The organism is Rubritalea sp. (assembly GCF_039830215.1).
Taxonomy (GTDB): domain Bacteria; phylum Verrucomicrobiota; class Verrucomicrobiia; order Verrucomicrobiales; family Akkermansiaceae; genus Rubritalea.
This window is the reverse complement of sequence record NZ_JBDOPO010000285.1, coordinates 1-26,172: the sequence shown is the minus strand read 5'-3', so window position 1 is coordinate 26,172 and position 26,172 is coordinate 1. Positions and strand designations below refer to the sequence as shown.

Genomic DNA, 26,172 nt, shown 5'->3' with positions numbered 1-26,172 from the left:
GGTATGGGCTGAGGCATGGCAATGGGGTTGCCTATTGTAGTAGATAGCGTGTTTGATATAACACGTTACGAACAATAGATTAATAGTAATCCATAGCTAGCTGTTGAGTCTGGACTTCAAATATGAGGTGAAGCTTGTAGTTTTTTTGCAATAGTCTATGCCGCCATCATGGCGCAAGCACTTTGGATGAGATTGAGGGAAGAAAAGTGGGATGAATATGCAGTAGCCGAAGGGAGTGCAGACCGTTTTCCTAAAATATTACAAGACTTAGCTGGGAGAAAGCGGGGTCGTGCCATGAAGGCTAGTCACGACGTGTGGCGGATGCTCTGTAAGGGGGGGGTGCATTCTGCTGCAATAGTTGTCGTTCCTTACCTTGTGGAAACTCTTGAAATATCTATTGGAGATGTACAGATCGAAATTTGCGACACCTTAAAGAGCTGTGCTGTAGCGTGCTCCAGAGTGTCAGAAGACTGGGGCATGAGCTTACGTGGAGTATTACTCAGCCAGGAAGACACGCTGAAGCTCTTCGCAAAAAAATCGAAAGATGAAGCAGCCATAGCCTATGCAGGAGTGCTTGATGCGATTACTATGTTGTCGTCTGTGTGAGTTCTGGACTCCACATTTATGAATCTGGCAATCAACCACTCAGCGTGACACCATTTTAGTTAGATGTGGAATGAAGAGATGCACACTTACAGAACCCCGCTGGAACAGAAGATCATAGAAAGATGGCGGTGTAGTTGCGTAAAAAGGTTGAAGAATCAGGGCTTTGCAGTGTGGATCAGATAGACCTAGGTTATTTTCTTGAAGGTCACACTCCAGTGAGCTCACATCAAGGTAAGGGCGAGCAGACCAACATGATCTCTACTGTGACAAAGCTAGGTCAACTTCGATTCATTACAACAAAGTCTGACTTTACATGGCCACTGAGACACGGCAAAACTGGTGACTGTTTTCAGTGACACAGATGGAAATAGTAAAGTTGAGTCTCCTGAGACGATTGATTCGACTGCGTTTTAAATTATGTGCTCGATCAATGCGAATGGCGCTATTTCAGCGGGCAGTCAGTAGAATTTACCCACAATAGGAAAAGGGGGTATCCTCCAAAACATGTGATAATCGTAGGGGGCGATAACAGAAGTGGTTATTCAACAATCCATCAGAATATGTGAGGTGAATAAATTGATTGGCGAGGTGAGATTGTCTGAAAGTCGCCTCGCCATTTCTTCGTACTGGTGTTAACAATCTAACGTCATGCGCGGTTTTCTTATTTCTCTTCCACTTAGTGTTGTGGCGATTTTTGCAGCTATTGTTTCTTGCTCGCCGTCAACCCCGCCTGTGGTTATGGTTAAACCAGTCTCTGGAGATCCTACTTTAGGGTCTACAGCGATGTATGTGAATGGTGGCTACAAGCCTGCAATGGAGCGACCTAGCAAGCGCCCAGGAGATCTTTTAGAAGAGGTCAATGTGTATAAGGATATCATACCTAGAGGGATGCATGCCCGCAAATACAGGCGTTATATGAAACCTCGTTACATCACGATCCATAGTACTCAGAATTTTTCATCGGGAGCAGATGCTATGAAGCATTCGCTAGCTTTAAAAAATGGAGCACTTAGGGCATATAAGCGCAAGGGAGGAAACCGTATTGGTTACCTTGTCTGGCATTATTCAATCGATGAAACCAGAGCTGTACAGCATTTGCCAACCAATGAGCAGGGGGAGCATGCGGATTTTGATGGTCCTGGTAATCGTTATTCAATCGGCATCGAGATGTGTGAGAATAGAGGAAATAGCCGTTCAAAAACAATTGAACGCACAGCTAAGCTCACTGCGTATTTGATGCACCAGCATAACATTCCGCTAAACAATGTCGTGCCGCATTACCACTGGACACGTAAGGGGCTTTCTAAGCCTCATAAAAACTGCCCGCACTATCTTTTAGATAATGGCAAGCCTGGTAAAAAGTGGCGTTGGTTCCAAGGCCGAGTGAAGCATTATCACCATCAAATCACCACGCTTTCTCCGCGTTATGAATCTATGTAAAGGGGCGTAGCGCGCACGAAATATTTTCCGAAGTATTTTGTTCGTGCGGGAAGTGAAAATTGGCTGAGAATTATTGTTTTTTAGGCAACCGTCTCCAGCTGTTTTGGAAGGTCTAAGGTTTCCTAATCGATTGACTCAGTGCGCAATCAGCTCTGAAGTTTCGTGCCTATACTATAGCAAAGGCGGCAACTTGTTCTCATCAATTAGCTATTAGTAGATCATGTCTAAGTGTCAAGTAGGGGTACTCAAAGCTTAAAGACGCTATGGATTGGAGCGATTTCAACCAGTCCTACCAGGCTCACGGGCTAGATCAGGTTAGACTGTAGTAAGGAAGGGAGCCTTCCTTTTCGATCCGATGCTGAGACGTTGGTGTCTTGAGCATTCTCGTAGCGCTCCATTATTTCGTTCCACTGGCGGGGGATTTCTCCCATAGTAACAAAGAACTCATAGTAGTGAAAGATAGGGATGAAGAGAAATCCGGCAAGTCCTTACTTGTTTGCTAGTCGACCCATCTGGCTGAAGGCTATTTCATGCTTTGCAGAGTTAGATGTATGGGCGTAATCGAGGAGCAGAAGCATGATGTAGCCGATAATGGCATTGCCTGCTTTGTCCTTGGGTTAATTGCCTTCTTGCCGGATCGCTACAAATGAGGAGTAAAATGGCATCTAATAATAGTGCTGCAAGTTTGCCTAAGCTCGCATGGTATTCGGCTGTGGGAGTTGAATGAGTAGTTGGCGCCGCACAGGGTGGAGCATTGGTTCCAGCTATTCGTTTTGGGCATCAAGATAGAGCCATGTAGGTCCGCTCATTATTTGGATGCTCTTTGCAGAAGAGTCAATGTACTTACAGCTAGATTCAGCGAGTGCAATCATGCTGTTTTTTAAACTTTTTAATTATAATGTGTTTTGACATTCCCCCCCTGCTGTTGCCAGTTTGGTGGAACGAATGTAGCGCGACCGTTGCGGTCACATAAAGAAAAAAGTTGTTGTAGGATGAATCCTTATTAATAGAGAGTAGGCTTGAGTGACCGGGACGATTAGGTTACAGCGTTTTCTTCCAGCGAGCGACTTCGCTTTTCACGTTGGCGATGCTTGGGGCTCCTGGGTTGGTGCGGGCTTTGAGTGCTGTTTCTAGTGAGAATACTGCGCTGGCATCTGCTCCATAGTGCTCGGAGATTTTGCTTAGGTCGATCTTGTCGAGCGGAGTCTTGGACTCGACTGCGACAGCGACTGCTTGGCCTACTAGTTCGTGAGCACTGCGGAATGGAACTCCATTTTTCACAAGGTAGTCAGCGAGGTCTGTAGCGAGTAGCATCGGGTCGGATGCAGCAGCGAGGCATTCGTCCACGTTGATTGTCATCTCGGCTATCATCTCGGAGTTCACTGCTAGAGCTATCTTGAGCGTGTCGATGGAGTCGAAGAGTGGCTCTTTGTCTTCTTGAAGGTCACGGTTGTAAGTGAGCGGAAGCCCCTTTGCAGCGGTGAGCAGGGAAACGAGGTTGCCGTAGAGACGGCCAGTCTTCCCACGTGTGATTTCGCAGACGTCTGGGTTCTTCTTCTGTGGCATCAGCGATGATCCAGTGGTGTGTGCATCGGAAAGTGTGGCGAAGCCAAACTCAGCGGAACACCAGAGGATGAGGTCTTCGGAGATGCGGGAAAGGTGGGTGCCTACGAGAGCGAAGTCGAAGAGTAGTTCCATTATGTAGTCGCGGTCAGAGATCGCGTCCATGGAGTTGGTTGTCACTCTATCAAATCCTAATTCGTCAGCGATCTGCTGGCGGTCCAGATTGATAGTGGAGCCTGCGAGTGCGCCGGAGCCGAGTGGTGAAACGTTGACGCGTTTGCGAGCGTCAGCTAGACGGTCAATGTCACGTGCAAACATTTCGACGTAAGCGAGAAGGTGGTGACCAACTGTTACCGGCTGGCCACGCTGGAGGTGGGTGTAGCCGGGGATCACAGCATCAGCGTATTGTTCTGCTTGCTTGAGAAGTGCTGCTTGGAGCTCTTTGAGCTGAGCGGTGAGGGTATCGATCTCTTGACGGCAGTAGAGGCGAGTGTCGGTAGCGACCTGGTCGTTGCGTGAACGAGCAGTGTGGAGCTTTCCTCCAGCAGCGCCGATGCGTGTGGTGAGCTCTGACTCGATGTTCATGTGGATGTCTTCGAGCTCTATAGAGAAGTCGAACTTACCTGCGTCGATGTCTTTTTCGATGGATTTGAGACCGGCTTCTATTTGGCTGAATTCGTCCTCTGTGAGGGTGCCAGCTTTTACCTGCGCACGTGCGTGTGCGATGGAGCCTGCTATATCGTGTTTGTACAGTCTCCAATCGTAGGAGATGGATTCACCGTATTGCTGAACGAGGTCAGCGGTTGCTTTTGAGAAACGTCCTTTCCACATGTCATTTGTCTTAGGGGTAAAAGTCGGAAGAGGGAAGTGATAAGTGCGAGGTGGCAAAAGAAAAGCCACTTCCGCGCTGGGCGAAAGTGGCTTTTGAAATGCTTGTGCTACGCGAACTTACTTGTGTGGGTGTGCTTTTAGAAGCTCTTCCACAGTGTAGAGGCCGGTGCGCTTGATTTCAGCAGCACGGACTTTTTTCACTTGGTCAGCAGTGATAGCTGAGGCTTTGTTGCCAAAGCTCTTGCGAACGTAGGTGAGGACAGATGCGAGTTCGTCGTCATTGAGAAGTCCTTCGAATGGAGTCATAGCTCCATTGTATTTCTTTCCTTTAACTTCGATTGCCCCCATCAGTCCTTTGAGTGAGAGCTTAATAAGGCGGTCAGGGTCCTGAGTCACCCATTTGGTGCCTACTATTGGAGGAAATCCGCCAGCTGGCAGTCCTTTGCCATCGTCTTGGTGACAGGTGCCACAATGTGCTTCACGGTGGTAGATCTCACGACCTTTTTTCATGTACGCAATTTGCTTTTTATTCATGCCGGCCTTTTTCCAACCACTAGCTTCTTTGTCTTTCACTTTTGCTGGCTTAGCGCCAGTGAGGTCGTTGTTAGCATTGTCAAAGGATTGCTTGATCCAGCTATCGATTGGTTTGGTTTTAGCAATCTTAAGGATAGCTGCACCAGAATCTTTATCGAGCCAGTTTGCTGTGTTGATAGCCTCGAGGCGGACGCGCCCATGTTTGTCACCAGCAGCTAGTTCAAGAAGCTCTTGGCCGTTACTGAGTTTATCCATGTTGTAGCGAACGACACGTGTGGCAGCTGCGCGAACGCGGTGGTCTTTGGCTTTCATAAGGTTTGCAACAAATGTCTCGTCGACTTTGTTGACTCCCCATAGAACCCATAGAGCTTCGAGCAAGTGACGCTCGTACTCAGCATCCTTCTCATCGAGCTTTTGTGCCCAAGTCTTGGTCGCTGCAGCTACTTTGTCAGCATCGAGACCACGGAGCTCGCGGCGTGTGCGGTAGCGCGTGCGGTACTCAGGAAGCTTGAGGTTTCCTAAAAGTTCCGTGATTGAAGCTCCTGCAATCTTAGCTGGCTTCACTAATGGGCGAGATGGATAAGTGATGCGGTAGACTCGGCCGTGTACGTGGTCGCGATGTGGGTCGCGGGCGTTATGTTGCATGTGACCAATGAGGACGTTGGACCAATCAATGACGTAGAGCGAACCGTCTGGTGCGAACTCGAGGTCGACTGGGCGGAAGTTCTTGTTGGTTGATCTGAGTAGGTCTTGGCGGTACTTAGTGGTATAGCCGGTGCCATCTTCGATGACAGCGTGCTGTTTGGTTCCGAGGAAGCCGATGTTGTTGTTGATGAGAATGTCTCCTTGAATTTCATCGGGGAAGTGACGGCTCGAAACGAACTCTAGACCGGAGGTCGGGCGGACCTTATTTCCTTTAAGTAGGTCTGGAGCGCGTAGGTTACGACCGTATTTTGGCTTGATAGTTGACTGACCCATCCAGGCTAGTGAGGCGCCTGAAGTGTGGAGGAAGAAGCTCTGACCGTATCCGTTAGAGGCGATTCCCCATGGGTTCGGTATGCTGAGCTGAGCGGTACGCTCGAGGCGCTTCTTCGTCGGGTTATAGCGCATGAAGCCGCCATTAGTACCGCGAACTGGTCCGTAAGCCGTATCGACATTGGAATGAAGGAATATTCCTTCGCCCATGAAGATAGCTCCAGATGGATCGGCACTGAATGCTGAGATTGCATGGTGCGTATCGTGGTCGTCGAATCCGGAAAGTACGTATTCTTTTTCATCGTACTTATCGTCATCATTGGTGTCTTTAAGGAGAACGAGAGAGTCAGATTGTGAAACGTAAACTCCTTCTGGGGCAAGCTCGAAACCCATCGGGATATGAAGGTCGTTAGCGAAGACTGTTTCTTTATCTGCTTTGCCGTCGCCGTCGGTGTCTTCAAGAATCACTAGCGTATCAGTAGGCTTTGGGTCACCAACGCGCCAGTGTGGATACGATGGCATGCAGGCCACCCAAAGACGGCCCTTGTTATCAAAGGACATCTGCACAGGGTTGGCCAAGTTTTTGAAGTCGGTTTCCGATGCAAAAAGCTCTATCTTATAGTTCTCTGGCACTTTTAGGTCCGCGAGTGTGTCTTCACCGGACTTGTAGTTGGGGTCACCGTTCTTACCGCTAGCTTTAAAGTTTGTTGGTACCTCTGGGAGCTTGTGCGTTTTAGTGTCGGCTGCTGCCAGGTCGAAGGGCTTACCGTTGGAGGTCGCCCAGATCAATTGGTCGCGCACTTGAGTCATCTCGGCTGCTTTTTTCAACTCGTCAGGGTAGTTCTGGGGGCCGTATGGCTTGAAGCGGCGTCCGTAGACATGAACCCCATTGGGGATTTTATAGTAGTTGTGCCAGACCCAGTTTTTCTCATTTACGGCGGCGTGAATTGCCTTGCGCTTGGATGCTGCCTTAGCTGGAGCTTTACCGAAAATACTGTCTGCTAGGAATGGGGCGAAGAGAGCGTAACCTTTAGCGTTGAGTAGAGCACCATCTTGAGTGATTGGCTCTTTGTTGGATGCTATCCAGCTCTTAGAAGCAGTGAATGCATCAATAAATAGTACGCTGTTGGCTGCAGCAACCTCTTGCATAGCTTTGGTATAGAGCTCGAGGTTCTTGTTCTCTTCGATTCCGTTTGGTGTGTCTTGAATTTTAGAGAGGTTCTCAAACGCCGTTGAGGAAACCAAAGCAACTTGAGGAGTGCTTTTCCCGTTATATTGCTGTGCTTTGGTGTGTTTGAGGAAGGCATCGAGTTCTTTTTTGAAGCTATCTAGTCCTGGTTGGCCATCAAAAGATGAGGTGAAACCAAAGCAGGCGATGACAACATCGGTCTTGAGCTTGGTGAGCCATTGGTCAGGAGTCTCGAAACTCCCTTTGCCTCCACTGTGGGCTTGGTAGTCTTCATGAACGAGTTTGTCTGCTCCAGGAAACGCGTACTGGCCATCTCTGCTACGACCTGGATGAGGACGGAATGCTGGGGTGTTAGCTTCATCACCCATGTTGCGGATGGTGAGTTGCGCATCTGGGTAGCGGACTTGAAGTTCTGTTTCAAAGTCACCAAACTTGGGCATACGCGAAGCAAGTCCATTACCGATGATGGTGATGCGAGCGCTTGAGGTGATCTTTAGTGTCGGTGATTGGCTAAAGGTAGTAGAGGTGGCTGTTGCCGATGACGGCGGAACAGAAAGATCGGTTTGTTCTTTATCAGCAAAAGCTGAAGAAAATGCCAAACTCACCATTGAAGATGTTATAGCAAAAGTATGTCTATAATTCATGAGTGATAGTTGCTAGAAGTGAAGATTAAAGAGAGCTGGCTACTTGACGATGAGGTCAGAAGGCTTGAGCCCTTTTTTGTATTCTTTGAATGAGTACTTCGATGGTTTCCACTCACCAGGTATAGTGACGTCAGCTTTGGATGGGACGTCCATTTTGAGCCCCCAGTAAACGCCGTTTACTACAAGACGTCTAAGGTTTTCATCGCTCAAGTCTGTAGCTGCACCCATTGTTGTAGTGACGATGCGGTTTGGTGTAGTACTAGTGTTTTTAAATTCACGTGTCCAAGCGATCGGTATCATGGGGGAGTTCTTTTCCCCTTCGACTGCCGGTGATTTTGGATCAAGTGATTGCGTGACTTCACCGCGTAATAGAATTGTGGATGGCGCGAGTGGGTCAGCTCCGTAGACATCTGTTGTGCCAAAAATGGTGCCGACGCCGGAGAGGACTGGGTGCTTGGCATTGGCTGTTTCTATAACCGAACGGGTGCCTTCTACTTTATGTTTTCCATGGTGGCTGACCCAGGACTCGCCAAGAACTTGGCGGCCGAATCCTTTTTGCCAGCCTGAACCAGCTTTAGCATTATGACTGTACTTGGCCCACTTGCTGTCTTTCTTGAAATTGAAGGCGTGGGTGGATGTGCGGAGGGCCACTATTGGAACTCCGCGGTTGAGAGCACCTTCAAAGCGCTGCATCGAGGTGTCATCCCAGTGGCGGAAGCGGATGCACATCACGATGGCATCAGCCTCGTCTAGAGATTCTGAATGACTAAGGTTACCACCTAAGTTAGGGTTTACAATGCCGTCAGCATCAAGAGAAAAAAGGACTGTGGCCTTGAATCCTTGGGCTGCGAGGATCTGGCCGAGCATTGGCATCGATTCTTCCGAGCGGTATTCTTCATCGCCGGAAAGAAGAACAACATGTTTACCGTTTGCTTTGGCGCTAGGTTCAAAGACGAGGTGGTCAGAAGGTTGTGCTGCGAACGCAGTGGTAGCAAGTGAGGCGACTAGGGAAAATGTGAGAGAGTTTTTCATAATATATTAGTGTGAAGTTGAACTATATAAGGTTTACTATCGGGAAGTCTGTCAAAAAATGTTACTATTGTGAGTGAGATTAACTGGGTACTTCTGTTTGTCGCCGATTTTGTTCAAGAAATAGCCCTAGCGGGGAATGAAGCCCACTAGGGCCAGAGTGCCAGTTGCGTGGCTGTTCCTATTTGCTCTCGGCTGAGAGAGTATTGAAAAGGTCGAGGCCTTCTTGTGGCTTGAGGCCATCGTGTACGACGCCAGCGACTGCTGCCATCATGGCAGCTGGAGCTTCTGACTGGAAGACGTTGCGTCCCATGTCGACACCTGCTGCACCACATTGGATAGCATTGTAGCAGAGCTCGAGAGCTTCGATTTCAGGGAGCTTTTTGCCACCTGCAATCACCACTGGTACCGGAGTGCAAGCCACTACTTTTTCGAATCCTTCGGTGTAGTAAGTCTTCACGATAGATGCGCCGTTTTCAGCACAAACACGAGCAGCCATGGAGAAATAACGCGCATCGCGAGCCATCTTCTTGCCTACTGCAGTCACGCCCATCACTGGGATGCCGTACTTAGAACCGATGTCTACCAGTCGACTGAAGTTAGCGATGGTTTTGTGTTCAGTTTCTTCTTCACCGACTGAAATCATAGCAGCCATTGCTGATGCATTCATGCGGATGGCTTCTTCTTCTGCGATCAGAACATTGTGGTTCATTTCGGTGAGGATTGTTGTGCCTGTGTCCGTACGTAGACAGACTGGCTTAGTGCAGCCTGCTGGGATGGAGGAACGAATCATTCCTCGTGTGCCCATGATGCAGTCTGCGTGCTCCACGAGTGGTGCGATGTTGAGGTCTACGCGTTCAAGACCAGAGGTTGGTCCCATGAGGAAACCGTGGTCAAATGCGAGCATCACTGTGTTGCCGGACTTCTGGTTGAAGATGCGGGACATGCGGTTCTTGAGGCCCCAGTCGGAGTTGTTGATTCCTTTGAGGTAGAACCCGTCAGTGTTTGCTGGTGTGTTGAGTCCGAAGCTTGATCCTTCTCTGATGTCGTCTGTATCTGCCATAATGTTAGTTTATTTGTAGTTAGTATTGAGTAGATAGTAGTTAGCTATGAAAGGTTGGTTAGCCGTTGATGAAGTCGGCCATGGTGTTAAGAATGATGCTCACGGAAATCGCTCCTGCGTCAGGTAGACCAATGGTCTTTTCCCCAAGAGTTTTTGCGCGTCCCATGGTGGCAATCATTGCCTTGGACGCTTCTTTTCCTGCTTCTGCTGCAGCAGCCACCGCGATGATTGATTCGGACAAGGGCTTGTCGATGTTGGCCTTTGCAGCTTCTGCTGCAGGGTGAAGAGCATCGATCATAGTTTTATCGCCTGGCTTTGCTCCACCGCGAGACATGACATCTTTGAGTGATTGGCTAAGAAGGTGGGAAAGTTCATGGGAGCCAAAGAACTCAGCTCCGTGCATAGTTTTGCCTCCAGCGAGGAATAGTGAACCAAAGACGACACCTGATGCGCCACCCATGGTAGTGAGCAGAGCATTACCAGCTTCTTGGTAAAGGTTGCGCAGGTTGTCGTGAGAATTCTCACTGAGTTGTTTGGTGAGCGCTGTGAATCCACGAGCCATTCCGAGTCCGTGGTCGCCGTCACCTAGGTCGCGGTCCGCTTGCGAAAGTATTGGTTCTGCCGCGATGATTTTCTCGGCAACTAACAAGGACATTTGCTTCGTTTGCTCAAGAGATAGACCGGCAGATGACTTGGATAGATCTAGAGCTTTTTGAGCCACTTGTTTGGCTTTCTTCGTAACAGCCTTTGAGTTGTTAGCAGTTTTGGTGACCGTTGCTGAACCTCCTTTGAGCGGGCCTTCCATCTTTGAATAACAGAAGGACTGACATGGCATTGACCAGAGTTGTTTAAGTTCTTCGTCGACACGGGTGATAGAGAAAGAAATTCCTGCCATTTCCTGACAAGTCACATAAGGCCCCATGAGCACGTCGAAAATTTCGATGCCGCGCTCTTCAAAGTACTCTGCCGCTTTACGCATGCAAACGAGACATTCCATCATGGTTGTCGCGCCGAGTGAGTTGATGAAGAAAACGATCTCGTCACCAGACTTCAGGGCCTCTACGTCTGCGTCTTTTTCAAAGTCTTCAACGATTAGGTCGAGCATCTTGACTGTGAGTTCGTCAGCTGATGGGAGTGGGATTTCACCTACGCCAGCTTCACCGTGGATTCCCATACCGAGACCGACCATTCCAGCTCCGAGCTCGAATGTGGGCTTTCCTGTGGCTGGGATGGAACCCGGAGCCATAGCTGCACCGATGGAGCGAGTCTGCAGTGAAGCTTTTTCAGTAATTGCTCCTAGATCTTCTAGAGTTTCGGCTGTCTGAGAAGCTGCACCCGCGATCTTTACGATTGGAACGAGTCCAGCAACGCCACGACGGTCTTTTTTGCGCTCGGGTGGAGCAGAAGCAACGTCGTCAGCGATCAATACGGTTTGAACATGGACGTCAGCAGCTTCGGACATTTCAGCTCCGACATCGAAGTTCATCACGTCGCCGGCATAGTTACCATAGAGGTAAAGCACCCCATTGCCTCGGTCGATTGCCGTGGTAGCTTCTTGAACGATGTTTGGTGCTGGAGCTGCGAAAATATCTCCGCAGGCAGCGCCGTCAGCCATGTTGGTGCCAACCATCGCGTGGTAGATCGGCTCGTGGCCAGCACCACCGCCGACGAGCAAGGATACCTTGCCGTCAGGAATGTCATTCTTGACGATGGAGCGAGCTCCCACTTTGTAGCATTGGCCATTGTAGGCCTCGATGAGTCCTTCGAGAAGTTCGTCAGCTGCTGAAAGCGGATCGTTTAGTAGTTTAGGGGTAAAGCTCATGAAATTTCTTTGGGGTTGGTGTTAGATGACGCGATCGTTGCCACCGTCTACAGGGATCTGTGCGCCAGTTGTTTTACCGAAAAGTTGTGAGGCCATGGCGGAAACCATTTGGCCTACGTTGGCTGATTTGATCTCAGTTTTGAGAAGATTACGAGTCTTGTATTCGTCCACTGTTAGCCCGTAGCGGTCGGCCGATCGCTGAAGGTTCTCTGGTGTCCAGAGTTTGGTGTCGAATACTGCGTCTGGGTGAATTATGTTGCAGCGCACACCTTGTGGCGCGAGCTCGAGTGCAGCGACACGGCAGAGTTGGTTGAGGCCTGCTTTGGCGCAGGAGTATGATGCAGCACCGGCTCCTGGGGCATTCACATTACGTGAGCCAACGAGAACGATTGATCCCTCAATACCTAGCTTAAGGAATGGAATTGTCTCACGGAGTAGCTTCTGGTGCGAGGTGAGGTTGACTGCGAACGATTTGTCCCAGTTTTGCTGCTCGAGGTCTTCTAGGTAGGCTCCAGCTGTGAAAATGCCAGCATTAGAGACGAGTATATCGAGGCCTCCGTACGTACTAACAATGGTTTCAACGACTGACTTTATCGCTTTATCCTCGGTGAGGTTGGCTACGATCCCTAGGCCACCGATTGTAGCCATTGCTTCGACGATGTCAGGATTGAGGTCGGCTCCGATGACGGTTGCTCCGGTTAGGGCGAGTTGCTCCGCACAAGCAAAGCCAATACCAGCGGCGGCGCCAGTGACGAGAGCAATCTTGCCTTGGTGCGTTGGTTTGCTATGTCCACCTTTATTAAGTTTGGCTTGTTCTAACTCCCAGTATTCGATTTCAAAAAGGTCTTTGGCTGGTAGAGCCTTCCAGGCACCAAATGCGTGTTCCGTTTTTAGAATGGTGTCGACTGAATGCTCAGCGATGTCAGCGATGATGTTGGCTTCCTTTAAACTAGCACCAAAGGATACGATCCCGTGGTTTGCCCACGCAGCCCAGCGTGGTGCAGTGTCGAGGATGGTTTCCTTCTTCGCGTGCTTAGTGAAGTATGCAGTGTAGTCTCTGGTGTACTTTGCACATGCTGTAGATGCGTCAGCTCCATCAGCGAGGTAGAGAGGAAGTCGCTTAGTGCGGATCGTGTGATCTGGAGTGACCGGGCCCTTTTTACAGATGGCTGCAAGATTTGGTGCTGCCCCAAATGCGCTGGCAGCTTTTGATGAGGAAAGGCGGGCGATGCAGGCTGTACCGCGTTCTGTAGAAACTGCTTTGCGCAGCGCTGCTAGACCTAGGAGGTCTTTAGATGCTTTTGCCTTCTTGATTGGATTGGTTTTGAGATTAGCTGCGATGTATTTCTCGGCGAGTGTGACCTTCTTGATCATCAGGTCGTATGACTTCCTCGCGTCATCATCGAAAGTGAAGATGCCGTGGTTCATCAAGATGAGGCCGTCGACCTTGCTGAGGTCTCTACCTGCGATAGCTTTTTGCACCGCCTTAGCGAGGACGAATCCAGGCATGACGTAGGGCACCACAATCATCGAATCACCAAAGACTTCTTTGATGTGCTTTTTGCCGTTCGGGTTGTTAGTCAGCGCTAGGATGGCATCGGCGTGGGTGTGGTCTACAAATTTTGCTGGGATAACAGCGTGAACAATCGCTTCGATCGATGGGTTTGGTGCAGCGGGGTCGAGCAGACCAAGGCGTTGTTGCTCGACCATGTCCGAGTCAGAAAGAGTGTCTAGCTCAGCTAGCTTGAGTAAGGTTTCCATGCGTACTGCAGGGAAGCCAGGCTTTTCTATAGTAGCTAGATCCCAGCCGGAACCTTTGACGCAAAGAACTTCGACAAAGTTGCCAAAGAAATCTTGGACGGTAGTTTTGACGGATGTGTTACCTCCACCGTGGAGTACGAGATCTGTCTCCTGCCCGAGCAGGCGAGAGGTGTAGACGCGTAGAGCTAGATCGTCTTTCTTTGGTGCTTCTTGGATTTTGTAAAGGTTCTTCATGAGAAGTGAATTGTTAGTTGAAAGGCTTTTTCGGGGAGAAAGCGTCTAGCCAATGGGCTAGACGCTGAAAAGTTTGTTGGGCTTTTAGCCAAGAATTGGTACGAGTTGCTCGTTGCACCATTCACCGTTCTGAAGTGTCACTTCGTCAGGGTTCTTAATGGCGTCTTCGCACTCGTCTTCACAGATGATCCAGCCTTTGTAGTTACGCTGTACGAGGAACTCAGTGATTCGGTGGAAATCTACTTTCCCTGAGCCCATCTGCGCCCATGGCTCTGGGCCATTTCCTGAGAAATCCTTGTAGTGAACGTGGTTGATGAGGTGTTGCCAATGCGTCATTGTCGCAATCACGTCCATGCCGCCACGGACGATGTGTCCTACATCTGGAGTCCACCCTGTGACAGTTGGATCAAGTGAGTTGAGGACAACATTGTAGTCTTCTTGCGTTCTAGCAAGTGATCCTGGAGGTGAGTTTGGGTGGAAAGAGCATGTGAGGCCAGCCTCTGCTGCACGGCGTGAAACTCGGTTAACGTTGTTGACTAAGTTGAGGCGACGTTGCTGCAGGTTGTGGCGCCCACCAGGAAGTGGAACTGTGCCAAGTGCCGCCCCTGGGAATAGCTTGAGAACCTCGATCGTCCAGTCAGCACAGGCGCGCTCGGACTCGGTTTCTTCTTCGCCGTCCCATTGGCAAATAAGGGCGAGAGCAGCGAGCTCGATGCCTGCTTCGTCGAGAGCTTCTTTGAGTTTGGCAGGGTCTTTGTAGTCGCCCATCCAGTATGTGTCATAGGGTTCTAGAACCATTGGTTCGATGCCTTTGAAGCCAGCTTTGCTCACTGTCTTGATCATGTGACCAAGCTGGTTGTTGTTGCCTTCTCCGTAGCCGTCCATGAACCAAGTGTAGACCTCGGATCCAAATTTGATGTTGCTCATAATGTTTTGTAATTAAGTGTTAGTTTTCGAGAAGCCAAGCGGTGGTTTTCTCGTTGAAGGCTTGGAGATTCTCAAAGTGGAATCCGTGGCCAGAGTTGTCGTAAAAATAGCTATCGCTGTTAGGTATCGCATTGGCAACTTCGTTCGCCATCCAGAGAGGCGTAAAAATGTCATCAATACCACCAGTGATGAGGCAGGGTGATTTGATGTTAGGTAGTTCGGAAAGGCTGTCGTGGCTGGTGCATGCTGCGGATTGAGCTTGCAGCCCATGAAGGGGTTGCTGCGTAGGATCCAGATCAGCACCTTCTTGCCCTTCTGCTAGTGATGCATAGCAATCTGGGCTGTCCCAGAATGGCTTCGCAAAAATTAGCGTCTGGATGTAGTGCATGAATTCACCGGGTGTGAAACGCGCTTTACACGTTTCCATATGTTGAAAAATGCCCTTGGCGTAGTTGTCACAGCGTGCCCATGTACACATAAGTATGGCACTAGATACTTTCTCTGGGTGACGAAGCATTAATTGTTGAGCAATGATTGAACCCATAGAACAACCGACTATGCGAGCTTGCTTGATGCCGAGTTCGTCCATCAAGGCTGCGTAATCATCAGCCATCATAGCAGATGAGTATGGGCCTTCTGGCTTGTCGGATAGCCCGACTCCACGGTTGTCGGGCATGATGCAGCGGAAATGCTTGGACCATTCTTCAGAATGTGCTTCCCATACTCCCCCTGGAGCAGTGATACCCATGATGCAGATGAGAGGTTCGCCTGAACCTGACTCTTGGTAGTGCATCTGGATGCCGTTGGCTGATACTGTTGGCATAATGTTTTTAGTTAGGTTTTTATCCCACTGCGTTGCGCACCTTGATCGATGCATCGAGGATTGCATCCCAAGTCTTGGGAGTCTCTAAGACTGAGTTGTCAAACATGCAGCCATCCCAACAGATGTGCTCGATGCCACGCTGGTCGTAGTCCTTGAGCCACATTTCAGCACAACGTGTAATATCGAGCTTTCCGTTAGGGTCATCAGCTTGGCAATGGCGCCCAGTTTTGTCGTGTGAGCCAGAGCCGTGTACCGAGCCGTCGTTCTGAGCAACGTGGAAGTCCGTAGTCCAAGGGCGCAGCGCGTCAGTCATGGTCTTGTACGCAGCCCAGAACTCTTCTTCGCTGTGTCCGGGTTTGAGTAAGGCAGCCTCTGGAGCATTGTGGCCGAGAAGGTAGAGGTAGGTGTGGGCTAGGTCGGCTTGGAAGCCAACAGTGGAAGGCATGCCTGTTTCTTCGAGAGTGTTGAGCATGTGTTTCCACGAGTGCATGCCTCCCCAACAGATTTCGCCTTCGGCAGCGAGTCGCTCGCCATGTTCCGCGGCCACAGCTCCAGCGCGCTGGAATGTCTCAGCTAACAGTTTGGTGTTAGCTACCTCGTCTTTTGCGAAGTCTTCAGGTCCACCGGCGGAGTCGATGCGAATCACTCCGTAGTCGCGTGCGCCGTGTTCTTTAAGAACTTGGCCAATTTTAGCGGAAAGTGCTACTGCGTGTACAAAATTGTCACGGTCGTCTTGTGATCCGAACGCGCAACCGCCAACTGTGCCAGGCCATACGGGGGCCACCAGTGAACCGATCTTAAATCCGCTGTTAGTGATTTTGTCCGCCATGCGACGGATGTCGTCGATCGATGATTCAGGATCGGTGTGCGGGTGGAAAAGGAAGAGGTCAACGCCGTCAAATTTTTGTCCGCCAACTTCAGCGTTCTTAGTGAGTTCGAGCATGCGCTCGAGCGAGATAGGTGGGTGTTCAGTACCTTCTTCTTTCCCGACGAGGCCGGGCCACATTGCATTGTGTAATTTTAGAGCCATAGTTTTTTGAGTGTTTTGATCTAGATAAAAATTGGCTCACGCCGTGATTTATTCTTTGAGTAATGGTAGGTGATTTTCTTGAGTTGTATTGTATTGCTCTGTGGTGTTTTTGTATGGAATCGGCAATTAGTCTTGTCCTGCTAGAGTGCGCTTTTAGCGCGATGCCTTTTTCTGTACTGCAGGGGAGTCTCGTTGGTTATTCGTGAGAATTCTCTACTGAAGTGGCTTTGGTCGACGTATCCGCATGCAGCTGAAATTCCAGCCAGAGGCTCGTCGCTGTGGCTGAGTTTGTAGCATGCATCGTGGACTCTGAGGTGGCGGATGTATTGTCTGGGGGTCATGTGGAGTTGCTTCTTGAACTTTCGCTCAAAGGCGCTGACAGATAGGTTTGCGAGTTTGGCTAGTTCAGTAACTCGGATGTTTTCGGCAAAGAGCTCATGCATGGCCTGAAGTGGAACTCCAAGCTCAGAGTGGATGTCGATGGCTGATGTTCCTGTTGAGAAGGGGCGTGTGGTTCCTGCAATTGCCACCACTTTTCCTTCATTATTGAATAGGGGGATTTTTGTGGTTGTTGACCAATCCACAAAGCCTTTGCCGCGTGGTACCAGTTCGACTTTATTGAACATTGGTTGACCCGTTTCTATTACTAGCAGGTCATCTTTAGCGTAGGCATTGGCTTGGCCTGGGGGGAAAAAATCTCGATCCGTTTTCCCCAATAAATCATGCGGATGGGTGACTCCTAATTTTTTAGCTAGTCTACTATTGGCTGAGACAAATCTGAGTTCAGTGTCTTTGACGAAGTAGAGAAAACCTGGAAGGTGGTCAAACAGGCCTTCGCCGTGGTCGATCATTTGGTGTTTTGAAAAAAATGTTAAATTTTTCATCTGTTAGGTTGCAGGGGGACTTTTTTCTCATTGCAGAGGTGCTCGTGGAGCAGCAAAATGAAAGATTTGTGCGAGTCTGTCTCAATAAAACTATGTAGTGATTGCTGGGTAATTATAAAATAATGTTTTGTTAGATTAGCGCTTCTTTGGAAGTCGCTTGCCGGCAAGCCTTGCGTGTAGAAGGTTTTGACAAGCCCCTTTTGTGCGCAGGATTTCACAATTGGCTTCGATGCGAATTGATTGGCTTTTGGGTCTAAATCCCATGCGGCGCGTAAGACAGTCGTTTAGTAGCTCAATATGTGAATCCTCAAACTCCAGAACTTTCCCGCAGTCTATACAGATTAGGTGGTTGTGTGAGGGTTTGTCGTTGAAGTTTGGATCGTAGGTTTTGGTGTCCTCTCCTAGGTCAATCTCGTGAAGTAAATCGGCCTCAACTAGGAGAGCTAGAGTGCGGTACACTGTGGCTCGGGATGCTTTTGAGTTGGCTCGACGAATGCGATCCCATATTTCGTCAGCGGTAAAGTGCTCATCGGATTCGAAAATAATATCGATTATTGCGTTGCGCTGAGGAGTGCTACGCAGACCTTTGGTTTTTAGGAAGGAGTTAAGTTTTTCTTGAATTTCAGCGAGCATAAGAGTGGGCGATCAATCGAGTAATTACAGATTAAACAGCTGTTGGCAACATTCGGAGTTGGAATTTTTAATAGTTAGTTTAGGCAGTGTGGCATGAGAGCACTGCACTTCCTAGTAATAGCAGCAATTTTTCTTAGCGTATCGTGTGCCTCGCGGAATAGTGAGGTCAATGTGAGAACTTACCATATGAAAGATGTTCGGCGAGTCTCGCGTGAGTATATGGTAGAGCGAGCCGAGCAACAGAGGCGCCTCAGAGGTGCGGTAGAGCATTCTGATATGCTGGCGAGAGCGGGCCAATACTATATGATTGAGTGGGATGTCCGAAAGTATCCGGTAGATGAATCAATCCGAGTGGTCTTTAAATATCACCAAGCTGGAACAGGTGCGACCGAACTTCAAATGGTAGAAAACTTTGCTAAGACCAAACAGAAAGGGAATTGTGAGTTTTGCATTACTGGGGAAAGTTATAATGTCAATGGGCGGGTTTTGGATTGGCGTGTTGAGGTGCATGCTGGTGCTAATTTATTAGCGGCAGAGCAGTCTTATCTCTGGGAGTAAGAGGTGTTGTAGCTGGGCTTATGGCTATGACATTGATATAACTATTTTTTTAAGCGCTATTGATTGACGATTTCACTTTAGGGGCTATCCTAGGTATAAGGCTGACGGGTAGAACAGCGATTCTAATAGTGAGTAATTCTAACATCATTCTTGCATCTAATGTAAACGGCCTAGGGTGGATCCGCTGTGAGGGCAAGTGCTCCTTCATGAACAGCCCCAAACTAAAGGCTTGGGCGGACGAACAGTTAAAGTCTGGTGTTACTCACATTGTCATCGATCTAGAGAACTGCTCAGCTATGGACTCCACTTTTATGGGGACTATGGCTGGACTAGCTATGCGATTGGTTAAGACGCCAGGAGGCATATTGGATGTAGCATCGGCAGATGAGAAAAATAGCCAATCACTCGATGATCTAGGGTTGAGTTCGCTGATGCAGATTAACCCTGAGGCTGCATCTTGGGTCGGACAAGAAGGAGATATTCGTGATTCACTTACTGAGTATGGCCAAGTCAATTCGACTGATAGAACTCAACATGTTTTTGATGCTCACAAAACGCTCTGTAATGCTGATGATAATAACAACGAAAAATTCTCTACAGTCCTGGACTGTTTAGAAGCCGAGTTGCTCTCGCGCGAGACACCTCCAAAAAAGTAACTATTTAGCCAGGTCGTGAAAAGCGTGTTAGTCGAGATAGACGAGTTATTCGCAGATACCGACACAATAGTTGTCTTCAGTTTATTGTTCTCGACGGTTTTGTTGTTTTCATTGTTGATTAGCTGGAGAAGAACGCGTGAGCGACTCCATGTCTCGGAAGAGCAAAAACATGCGATTGAAGGTGAGGAACATCGCATGTTTGAGTTCTTGCACACCCTAGGTATAGCATTAGAGGAAGATCATAGTGTATCTAAGTTGCACCGCGAGATTGTGGAAGGTATCAATACGGTGGTGAAATCACGCGGTGGGGCACTTTATTTATTAGATAGCACTCGAAAGTTTCTAGAGCCTAAGGCTATTTCAGAAAAATGCCCTTTATTGATAGGTTTACCGGTTGAGGTGTTTAAAAGAGTTAACGGAGATGTGAGGGCTCTAAAGGGTCATGTGCAATTAAGTAAGGTTCCATACGACGAAGGGATGTTGGGGGCTGTGTTGTCTCTGGGATTTCCTCAGATGATCAAGGATTTAAAAAATCATGAAGCATTTAGAGACGCATTTGTTCACTATAACGGCAATGTCACGGCGTTAGTGGCTCCGTTGAAGTATGGTGGCCGAGATTTGGGAGTGTTGGCTGTCGCCCGCAAGCATGATGCAGGAGCTTATTCTGATAGTGAATTTCAATTGTTCCAGTCAGCTGCTGAGCAAGCAGCCTTCGCACTAGGTAATGCAATGATCCACCAGGAAGCTGGAGAAAAGCGCAAGATTGAAAATGAACTGCGTACAGCTAGAGATGTGCAACAGGTTTTGTTGCCGCGCAACAGACCGCAAATCGAAGGGTATCGACTAGAGGGGGTCAATAAGCCGGCTCGTTTGATTAGTGGAGATTACTATGATTATATAGATTTGGGTGATGGCCGGTGGGCTGTGGTTATAGCGGATGTGTCAGGAAAGGGAGTTGCGGCAGGCTTGTTGATGGCGATGTGCCGCAGCGTGCTTCGCTCAGAGCTCACACGAGAACTAGATCCTTTAAAGGCTGTGAGTCAGCTCAATAGGCAGCTCTTTAACGATATCCGGGAAGGCTCATTCATTAGTATGGCTCTCTATCTGATTAATGAATCTGACGGGAAAGTTCAACTTGTGCGTGCCGGTCACGATAAAGCTCCGCTTTTGAGATGTTCGAATAAAAAGATTGAATGGATAAAACCTCCAGGGCTAGCAATTGGTCTTGATGGTGGAGATGTTTTTGATAGGGTAACAAGGCTGCATGAGTTTGAATTAGAGCCTGGCGATTTACTGTTGCTCTATACTGATGGAGTGACCGAAGCTCATAACCACGCTGAAGATGAATTCGGTGTGGATAATATGGTGGAAGTGATTAAAAAATCCGCTGAGCTTGGAGCCGAAACAGTGGTGGCATGCATGCTCAAGGCGCTTGACGGATTCGTCGGTGATGCATTGCAGTCTGACGACATCACCATGATTGCTCTAGAAAAGCGGTAGGGGTATAATTCTATGTCGCTGAAATTGTCAGCTGTGCTATGGATAGCGTATGCATATCGAGATTCTTAATACGGGTACCGAGTTGTTACTTGGTACAACTCAAAACACGCATGGATCCTGGATCGGTCAGGAGTTGCTAAAGCTAGGACTCCGAGTACAGAGGCAGATAACTGTGCCTGACGGTGAGGCCGTGCGAGATGCTGTCAAAGAGTCCGTTGAGCGAGCCGACGTATTGATCGTGACTGGAGGCTTAGGCCCGACTAGCGACGATCTCACCCGCGAGGCCACTGCCGAAGCCATGGGGATTGATTTGATTGAGGATGAGCATGCAATGCGTTTGGTGGTGAAATATTTTAAAAAGTTAGATAGGTATATGGCCGAATCTAACAAGAAGCAGGCGCTCATTCCTTGTGGTGCAGAAGTCCTACCGAATCCAAATGGCACAGCGCCAGGGGTTTATGTGCCTCCTCGTCTAGGCAAGGGATCACCATGTGCAGTCTTCCTTCTGCCTGGGCCTCCACGAGAGCTTAAGCCTATGTATCAGGCTGAAGTGCCGCATCGCCTCAAGGCTTTAGTTGAGCTCACTGAGGACCATGAGGTGGTGGAAATGAAGTTTACCGGAGTTGGGGAAAGTGATTTCCATGAAGTGCTGGATCGCTCACTAAGTGCGATTAGCGATCTGGAAGTCGGCTATTGTGCACGGCCCTCAGAAGTTGATTTAAGACTTATCGGTTCGAGTTCAGCTGTAGCGTCTGCGCGGGTTTTAGTTGATGAGGCCTATCCTGATAAGTTGATTAGTGACGATGGACGTTCACTTGAAAAGGTAGTGGTTGATTTGTTAGTTGCTAAGCATTGGACTCTAACAACTGCTGAAAGTTGCACGGGAGGCGCGATCGCCAGTCGTATCACAGATGTGGCTGGCGCGTCCGAGGTCTTTACTCATGGGTTTGTGACATATGCAAATGAAGCAAAACGTGAGGTCATGGGCGTGAGCGAGAGTTTGCTCAATACCTTCGGAGCTGTGAGTGAAGAAGTAGCTAAATCTATGGCGCAGGGAGCTCTCAAAACGAGTAATAGTGATATTGCTGTTTCGGTGACGGGCATAGCAGGACCCTGTGGGGGATCGGATGGGAAGCCGGTCGGAACAGTCTGGCTGGGAATAGCTGTGAAAGGTAAGCCCAGCTATGCTCTAAAATCCTTTTATCCAAAAGATCGATCTACATTCAAGTTGATGGTCTCCCAGCGCGCTCTCGACCTAGTTAGGCTGGAGCTACTCTCGTCGTAGGGCGCTAATCTCGATGGTAGGGCTCACCTCGTTTGATGGTAGCGACCCTATAGACCTGCTCTAGTAGTACTAACAATGCGAGTTCGTGCATCAGTGTGAGTGAGGATAAGGAGAGCACGAAGTCTGCTTCATTACGTAGTTGTTGGGTGTGGCCATCGCTGGCTCCGATCAGGAAACTGACTTTTTTGTACCCTCGCATTTCCCATTTATTGTAGAGTTTGACTAGCTCTTGAGTGGTGGGTGTGGCTCCACGCTCGTCCATGACAATTCGGACTGTACCCTTGCTGGCGTCAAAGAGTCTTTTTGATACATCCTCACTAGTACCATCTTTGATATGCGTGAGTTTGTAGCTACCATAGCGGGTCAGTCGCTTGAGGTATTCCGCTGTGCCATCCTTTGCGTATTTTAGAGAAGGCTTCCCGGCTACGATGATTTCGTGGTTCATGAGGGTGAGGAAAAGGGAAGAAGTGTGGAGGATAAAGACTTTTCCTGATCATTAGTCTGCGTCAGCGACCCGACGTAGGAGGATCCTGAGTCGGCGCTGCAACCGGATCAGTGATTGACGGCTGGGCCAAGTGTATCTTAAAAAGTAGCAGGGTCAATGTCTCAGATATACAGAGCTTGTTCGCCATGTGTGATACCCATTTTAAGCATCTGGTTAAAGTTACAATCTAAAAATCCGCGTAGTCATTAAGCATTGATGGTATTGCGGCACATAGCCATTCGATTGAGCTTGGGTTGAAGTGTCTCCGGAGTGCTGCAGTCGAGAGCTGTGTGGCAACGGTAAGAGCTTGGTCGAATGTATTCATAGATGGGAGAGATAGAGCTTATGAATTATGATTCAAGTTACGTAGCTGCGTTAAGGTTACGAGCCGCTGTATTACAGAGATCTCCACTTTTTATAGTGGTCAAATACTGAAACTTATCTGAATCTACGAGGGTTCCACTTGAGAATTTTGCCAAACCAATTATTCTAAATCCATGCTAAGTTCATTCTTTATTCAAACTCTCGCGATGAGCGGGGTGGTTATTACCTTACTTATCGTAGCTGCACTTATCGCGTTGCCTCTTTTTTGGGTGATGGGAGCATACAATGGACTGGTGAAGCTGCGTAACCGTTACAAGAACGCTTTCGCGCAAATTGATGTTCAGCTTAAGCGTCGCTACGACCTAATCCCCAACCTTGTGGAGACAGCCAAGAAGTATATGTCGCATGAACGCGAGACTCTGGAGGCTGTGATTGCGGCCAGAAATTCGGCATCGAGCGCACGTAAGGGGGTGAGTCTGGATGATGCTTCGAATATGAAGAACTTGATGGCTTCAGAAGGGGCTTTAGGAGCATCACTCGGAAATCTTTTTGCTCTATCGGAGTCTTACCCTGACCTCAAGGCGAACCAGAACATGATGCAGTTGACCGAAGAACTCACATCGACTGAAAATAAAGTCGGCTTTTCTCGCCAAGCGTACAACGATGCGGTCACAGTCTATAATACCAAACGCGAAACTTTCCCTACGAACATGATCGCTGGAATGTTCAACTTTGGGGAAGCGATTCTCTTTGAGGTTTCCGACCCGAGCGAGCGCGATGCTGTGAAGGTGGAGTTTTAGGCATCTGATGATGAGTGCCCTGTTGCTAGATATCAGTGTTTGGTTAAATGAACTTTTACGAAGCTCAAGATGATGCGCGGCGTCGAACAAAGTGGTTGATAGGCTACTTTGTGTTGGCTGTTGTGGGGGTAGTGCTGGCAATATATGCGATCCTTGGGTTGTATTATGCGACTCAGACTGTCGTAGTTGTCGATGCTGCAGGGAATCGTATGCAACAGGCGGGTGAATTTTGGGATCTTGAGAGATTTTTGACGATCACGGTTCTGACAACAGGTGTCATTCTCGCTGGTAATGTCTTCAAATCATTTCAGCTCAGTGGTGGCGGTGCTGTGGTGGCGCGCGATATGGGAGGGCGGCAAGTTGACCCGCACACGACGGATACCGACGAGCGAAAGCTGATCAATGTGATAGAGGAAATGGCGATTGCTTCTGGCGTGCCAGTCCCGCAAATATGGGTGATGGACCAAGAGGCTGGTATCAATGCTTTTGCTGCCGGAACCGAGCCTGGAAATGCTGTGATTGGAGTGACCCGTGGCTGTATTCAGCGGCTGACACGTTCCGAACTTCAGGGGGTGATGGCGCACGAGTTTAGCCATATTCTCAACGGTGACATGAAGCTTAACATGCGGTTAATTGGCTGGTTGTTCGGTATCATGATGCTTTCTATTATTGGTCGCGAACTCATGTTTCACATGCAATTCATGAGTATGCGCCGTAGCCGCGAGAACAACAACGGTGCGCTGATCGGATTAATCGCAGCGATTGCTTTGCTGGTTGTCGGTTCTATTGGAGTGTTTTTTGCCCGGATGATTCAGGCCGCTATTTCACGACAGCGCGAGTACCTGGCCGATGCTTCGGCTGTGCAATTTACCCGAGATCCATCTAGCATCGCTGGGGCATTAAAGAAAATCGGGGGGCAGCAATACGGCTCAGAGGTGAAAGTAGGAAAAGCCTCAGAGGCTAGCCACATGTTCTTTGCTGATGGAGGGATGTTTTCCTACGGGTTTGCTACCCACCCTCCCTTAGATGTCAGAATCAAGGCTATTGAAGCGGACTGGGATGGTGAGTTTGCAGACTCACATTTACCTGAGGTTGGATCGCAACGAGCTGGGAATTCATCAGATGTGCGTGCCAGCGGATTTGGTGGTGGTGCGCCAGCTCCTCTGCAGGTTCAGCGCGAACAGTGGGATCAGCTAGGCGAGGTTTCCCAGACTAATGTGTCTGTCGGAGCTGCAGTAATGCAAGGGCTCGATTCCAATTGGATTGATGCGTGCCATGACCGAGAGCAAGCACAGGCTATGATCTTTGGCTTACTCTTGGCCAGCGATCGGAAGCTCCAATCTGGGGAAATCAAATTTATTAAGAAGAGCATGGGCGCTGCAGCTGCTGATCTGGCTGAGCATTGGCATGGGGTGTTAGGTGAAGAACATTCATCTAAGAAAATAGCATTGATCGACTTATCTATTCCAAGCTTGAGGTTACTTTCGCACCCTGAATACGAACGGTTTTTACACGCTACGCATTGGTTGATAGCGAGTGATGGGCAAGTGGATATTTTTGAGTTTATGCTGCAAAAACTCATCGAATGTCATCTGTCTTCCTTCTTTGATGGGGCGCGCGCACCACGCGTGCGTTACACCAAACTAGGACAACTCACTAGCGAGCTGAATGTGCTCATTTCGACGATGGCTGGAGTGGGAGCAACGAATGGAACTGACCTTCAAACTGCCTATAGATCCTCGGCCGATGACTTGGCTAAGCATGGTGTGCGTTTACCAGGTATTTTACCGCCTGAGCAATGTGGTCTTCATTTGGTGGAAGGCACTTTAGCGAAGTTGGCTGAGTCCACGCCAATTATGAAACGCGATGCGCTCCACGCCTGTGGACTAGCAGTGATGTCGGATGGAGTTCTCGGTAGTCAGGAAGCTGAGCTTCTTCGGGCGGCTGCAGACGCGATGGGCGCGACCATTCCTCCATTCGTGAAGTAGTCAGCTAGACTAGATTTTTTTAATCACAGCACTATCAAAAAAACAAATCTACAGAGTTTGAGCAGCGAATCTATGATGCGATTAGCCTGATTCCAGAGGGGCTGAGGTGCAGCGAAAGAGGGAGTAAAGTTTGGCTCACCTGGGAAATGACTAAATTCAGCTCAGCTCTCGGAATTAGCTGAGTTGATTTTTTGGCACGCTTTGAGCAACGTTCATAGGAGTGTTTCACTGGCTTCCATAGCGCAAAATGTATGCTTGGCAATTGCTTCGAGGTCTAAAGAAATGACCCTACGAGTCTATGGTCGGTATGGGGTTCGGTATACGACCCGTATCGGACAACTCACTATTTCAAGCTTTTTATTCACAAATATCCCATTGCTACTCATTGTGTTGCTATAGGATGCCTGTGCTTAGGTTTTATGAATGAATAGTGAATGTTTGGGGGCTTTTTTGTTCAATGACGCGAGCGTTGAAGTCGACCTGAAGATGTAAAATAGTCATTTTTTTCCGAAATGGGAAATTTTAGCGAAGATTGGCCAGTTTTTTGATCTTTTGATCTTTTGATCTTTTGGTGCTGCAGATCGGGCGT

21 protein-coding genes are annotated in these 26,172 nt (G+C 48.8%); 8 read left to right on the top strand and 13 right to left on the bottom strand.

Annotated features, from left to right (window positions below):
* The first annotated feature begins 168 nt into the window (after positions 1 to 168).
* Entirely contained in the window at positions 169 to 606 is a 438-nt protein-coding gene (locus ABGY95_RS09460; protein ID WP_347441432.1) for a hypothetical protein, read from the top strand.
* A gap of 738 nt (positions 607 to 1,344) precedes the next feature.
* Positions 1,345 to 2,046: an N-acetylmuramoyl-L-alanine amidase gene (locus ABGY95_RS09455; RefSeq protein WP_347441431.1), complete on the top strand. Its 702-nt coding sequence runs from the start codon at positions 1,345 to 1,347 to the stop codon at positions 2,044 to 2,046.
* A 1,041-nt stretch (positions 2,047 to 3,087) separates the two neighbouring features.
* On the opposite strand, the gene argH is transcribed toward ABGY95_RS09455, so the two are convergent.
* The 11 genes from argH to ABGY95_RS09400 form a co-directional block, all read right to left on the bottom strand.
* The gene (argH, locus tag ABGY95_RS09450; RefSeq protein ID WP_347441430.1) at positions 3,088 to 4,440 is read right to left on the bottom strand and encodes an argininosuccinate lyase; all 1,353 of its coding nucleotides are present in this window, start codon (positions 4,438 to 4,440) and stop codon (positions 3,088 to 3,090) included.
* 117 nt (positions 4,441 to 4,557) lie between these two features.
* Positions 4,558 to 7,782, bottom strand: a complete 3,225-nt coding sequence (locus ABGY95_RS09445; protein WP_347441429.1) for a PVC-type heme-binding CxxCH protein — start codon at positions 7,780 to 7,782, stop codon at positions 4,558 to 4,560.
* A 39-nt stretch (positions 7,783 to 7,821) separates the two neighbouring features.
* Positions 7,822 to 8,814 carry a ThuA domain-containing protein gene (locus ABGY95_RS09440; protein ID WP_347441428.1) on the bottom strand — a complete coding sequence of 331 codons (993 nt, stop codon included), beginning with the start codon at positions 8,812 to 8,814 and terminating at the stop codon, positions 7,822 to 7,824.
* A 178-nt stretch (positions 8,815 to 8,992) separates the two neighbouring features.
* Positions 8,993 to 9,874 (bottom strand): 3-hydroxy-5-phosphonooxypentane-2,4-dione thiolase, encoded by an 882-nt coding sequence (lsrF, locus tag ABGY95_RS09435; protein WP_347441427.1) that lies wholly within the window; start codon positions 9,872 to 9,874, stop codon positions 8,993 to 8,995.
* Between the two features lie 58 nt (positions 9,875 to 9,932).
* Positions 9,933 to 11,696, bottom strand: coding sequence for a dihydroxyacetone kinase subunit DhaL (dhaL, locus tag ABGY95_RS09430; protein WP_347441426.1), 1,764 nt, complete (start codon positions 11,694 to 11,696; stop codon positions 9,933 to 9,935).
* A gap of 21 nt (positions 11,697 to 11,717) precedes the next feature.
* Complete coding sequence (locus tag ABGY95_RS09425) at positions 11,718 to 13,691, bottom strand: bifunctional aldolase/short-chain dehydrogenase (RefSeq protein ID WP_347441425.1); 1,974 nt, start codon at positions 13,689 to 13,691, stop codon at positions 11,718 to 11,720.
* An 84-nt stretch (positions 13,692 to 13,775) separates the two neighbouring features.
* Complete coding sequence (locus ABGY95_RS09420) at positions 13,776 to 14,618, bottom strand: sugar phosphate isomerase/epimerase family protein (RefSeq protein WP_347441424.1); 843 nt, start codon at positions 14,616 to 14,618, stop codon at positions 13,776 to 13,778.
* Positions 14,619 to 14,637: 19 nt separating this feature from the next.
* A complete protein-coding gene (locus ABGY95_RS09415; protein ID WP_347441423.1) occupies positions 14,638 to 15,441 on the bottom strand; it encodes an alpha/beta hydrolase in 804 nt (267 codons plus the stop codon).
* Positions 15,442 to 15,460: 19 nt separating this feature from the next.
* Positions 15,461 to 16,471, bottom strand: coding sequence for a sugar phosphate isomerase/epimerase (locus ABGY95_RS09410; RefSeq protein ID WP_347441422.1), 1,011 nt, complete (start codon positions 16,469 to 16,471; stop codon positions 15,461 to 15,463).
* 140 nt (positions 16,472 to 16,611) lie between these two features.
* Positions 16,612 to 17,355, bottom strand: a complete 744-nt coding sequence (locus ABGY95_RS09405) for an AraC family transcriptional regulator (protein ID WP_347441421.1) — start codon at positions 17,353 to 17,355, stop codon at positions 16,612 to 16,614.
* Between the two features lie 135 nt (positions 17,356 to 17,490).
* Positions 17,491 to 17,988, bottom strand: a complete 498-nt coding sequence (locus ABGY95_RS09400) for a Fur family transcriptional regulator (RefSeq protein ID WP_347441420.1) — start codon at positions 17,986 to 17,988, stop codon at positions 17,491 to 17,493.
* 303 nt (positions 17,989 to 18,291) lie between these two features.
* Between ABGY95_RS09400 and ABGY95_RS09395 the strand changes: the two genes are divergently transcribed.
* The 4 genes from ABGY95_RS09395 to ABGY95_RS09380 all read left to right on the top strand — a co-directional run bounded on the left by ABGY95_RS09395 (position 18,292) and on the right by ABGY95_RS09380 (position 21,987).
* Positions 18,292 to 18,546, top strand: coding sequence for a hypothetical protein (locus ABGY95_RS09395; protein ID WP_347441419.1), 255 nt, complete (start codon positions 18,292 to 18,294; stop codon positions 18,544 to 18,546).
* Positions 18,547 to 18,674: 128 nt separating this feature from the next.
* Positions 18,675 to 19,202, top strand: coding sequence for an STAS domain-containing protein (locus tag ABGY95_RS09390; protein ID WP_347441418.1), 528 nt, complete (start codon positions 18,675 to 18,677; stop codon positions 19,200 to 19,202).
* Between the two features lie 15 nt (positions 19,203 to 19,217).
* On the top strand, positions 19,218 to 20,702 hold the full coding sequence (locus tag ABGY95_RS09385) for a GAF domain-containing SpoIIE family protein phosphatase (RefSeq protein WP_347441417.1): 1,485 nt from the start codon (positions 19,218 to 19,220) through the stop codon (positions 20,700 to 20,702).
* Positions 20,703 to 20,751: 49 nt separating this feature from the next.
* Entirely contained in the window at positions 20,752 to 21,987 is a 1,236-nt protein-coding gene (locus ABGY95_RS09380) for a competence/damage-inducible protein A (protein WP_347441416.1), read from the top strand.
* Between the two features lie 4 nt (positions 21,988 to 21,991).
* Here the strand turns inward: ABGY95_RS09380 and ABGY95_RS09375 are convergent, their stop codons facing one another.
* Together ABGY95_RS09375 and ABGY95_RS09370 are read right to left on the bottom strand one after the other, a co-directional pair.
* Positions 21,992 to 22,432: a 23S rRNA (pseudouridine(1915)-N(3))-methyltransferase RlmH gene (locus ABGY95_RS09375; protein WP_347441415.1), complete on the bottom strand. Its 441-nt coding sequence runs from the start codon at positions 22,430 to 22,432 to the stop codon at positions 21,992 to 21,994.
* 226 nt (positions 22,433 to 22,658) lie between these two features.
* Positions 22,659 to 22,796 carry a hypothetical protein gene (locus tag ABGY95_RS09370; protein WP_347441414.1) on the bottom strand — a complete coding sequence of 46 codons (138 nt, stop codon included), beginning with the start codon at positions 22,794 to 22,796 and terminating at the stop codon, positions 22,659 to 22,661.
* 205 nt (positions 22,797 to 23,001) lie between these two features.
* Between ABGY95_RS09370 and ABGY95_RS09365 the strand changes: the two genes are divergently transcribed.
* Both ABGY95_RS09365 and ABGY95_RS09360 read left to right on the top strand, forming a co-directional pair.
* Positions 23,002 to 23,595: a LemA family protein gene (locus ABGY95_RS09365; RefSeq protein WP_347441433.1), complete on the top strand. Its 594-nt coding sequence runs from the start codon at positions 23,002 to 23,004 to the stop codon at positions 23,593 to 23,595.
* A gap of 47 nt (positions 23,596 to 23,642) precedes the next feature.
* Positions 23,643 to 25,583, top strand: coding sequence for a M48 family metallopeptidase (locus ABGY95_RS09360; RefSeq protein ID WP_347441413.1), 1,941 nt, complete (start codon positions 23,643 to 23,645; stop codon positions 25,581 to 25,583).
* Positions 25,584 to 26,172 lie beyond the last annotated feature (589 nt).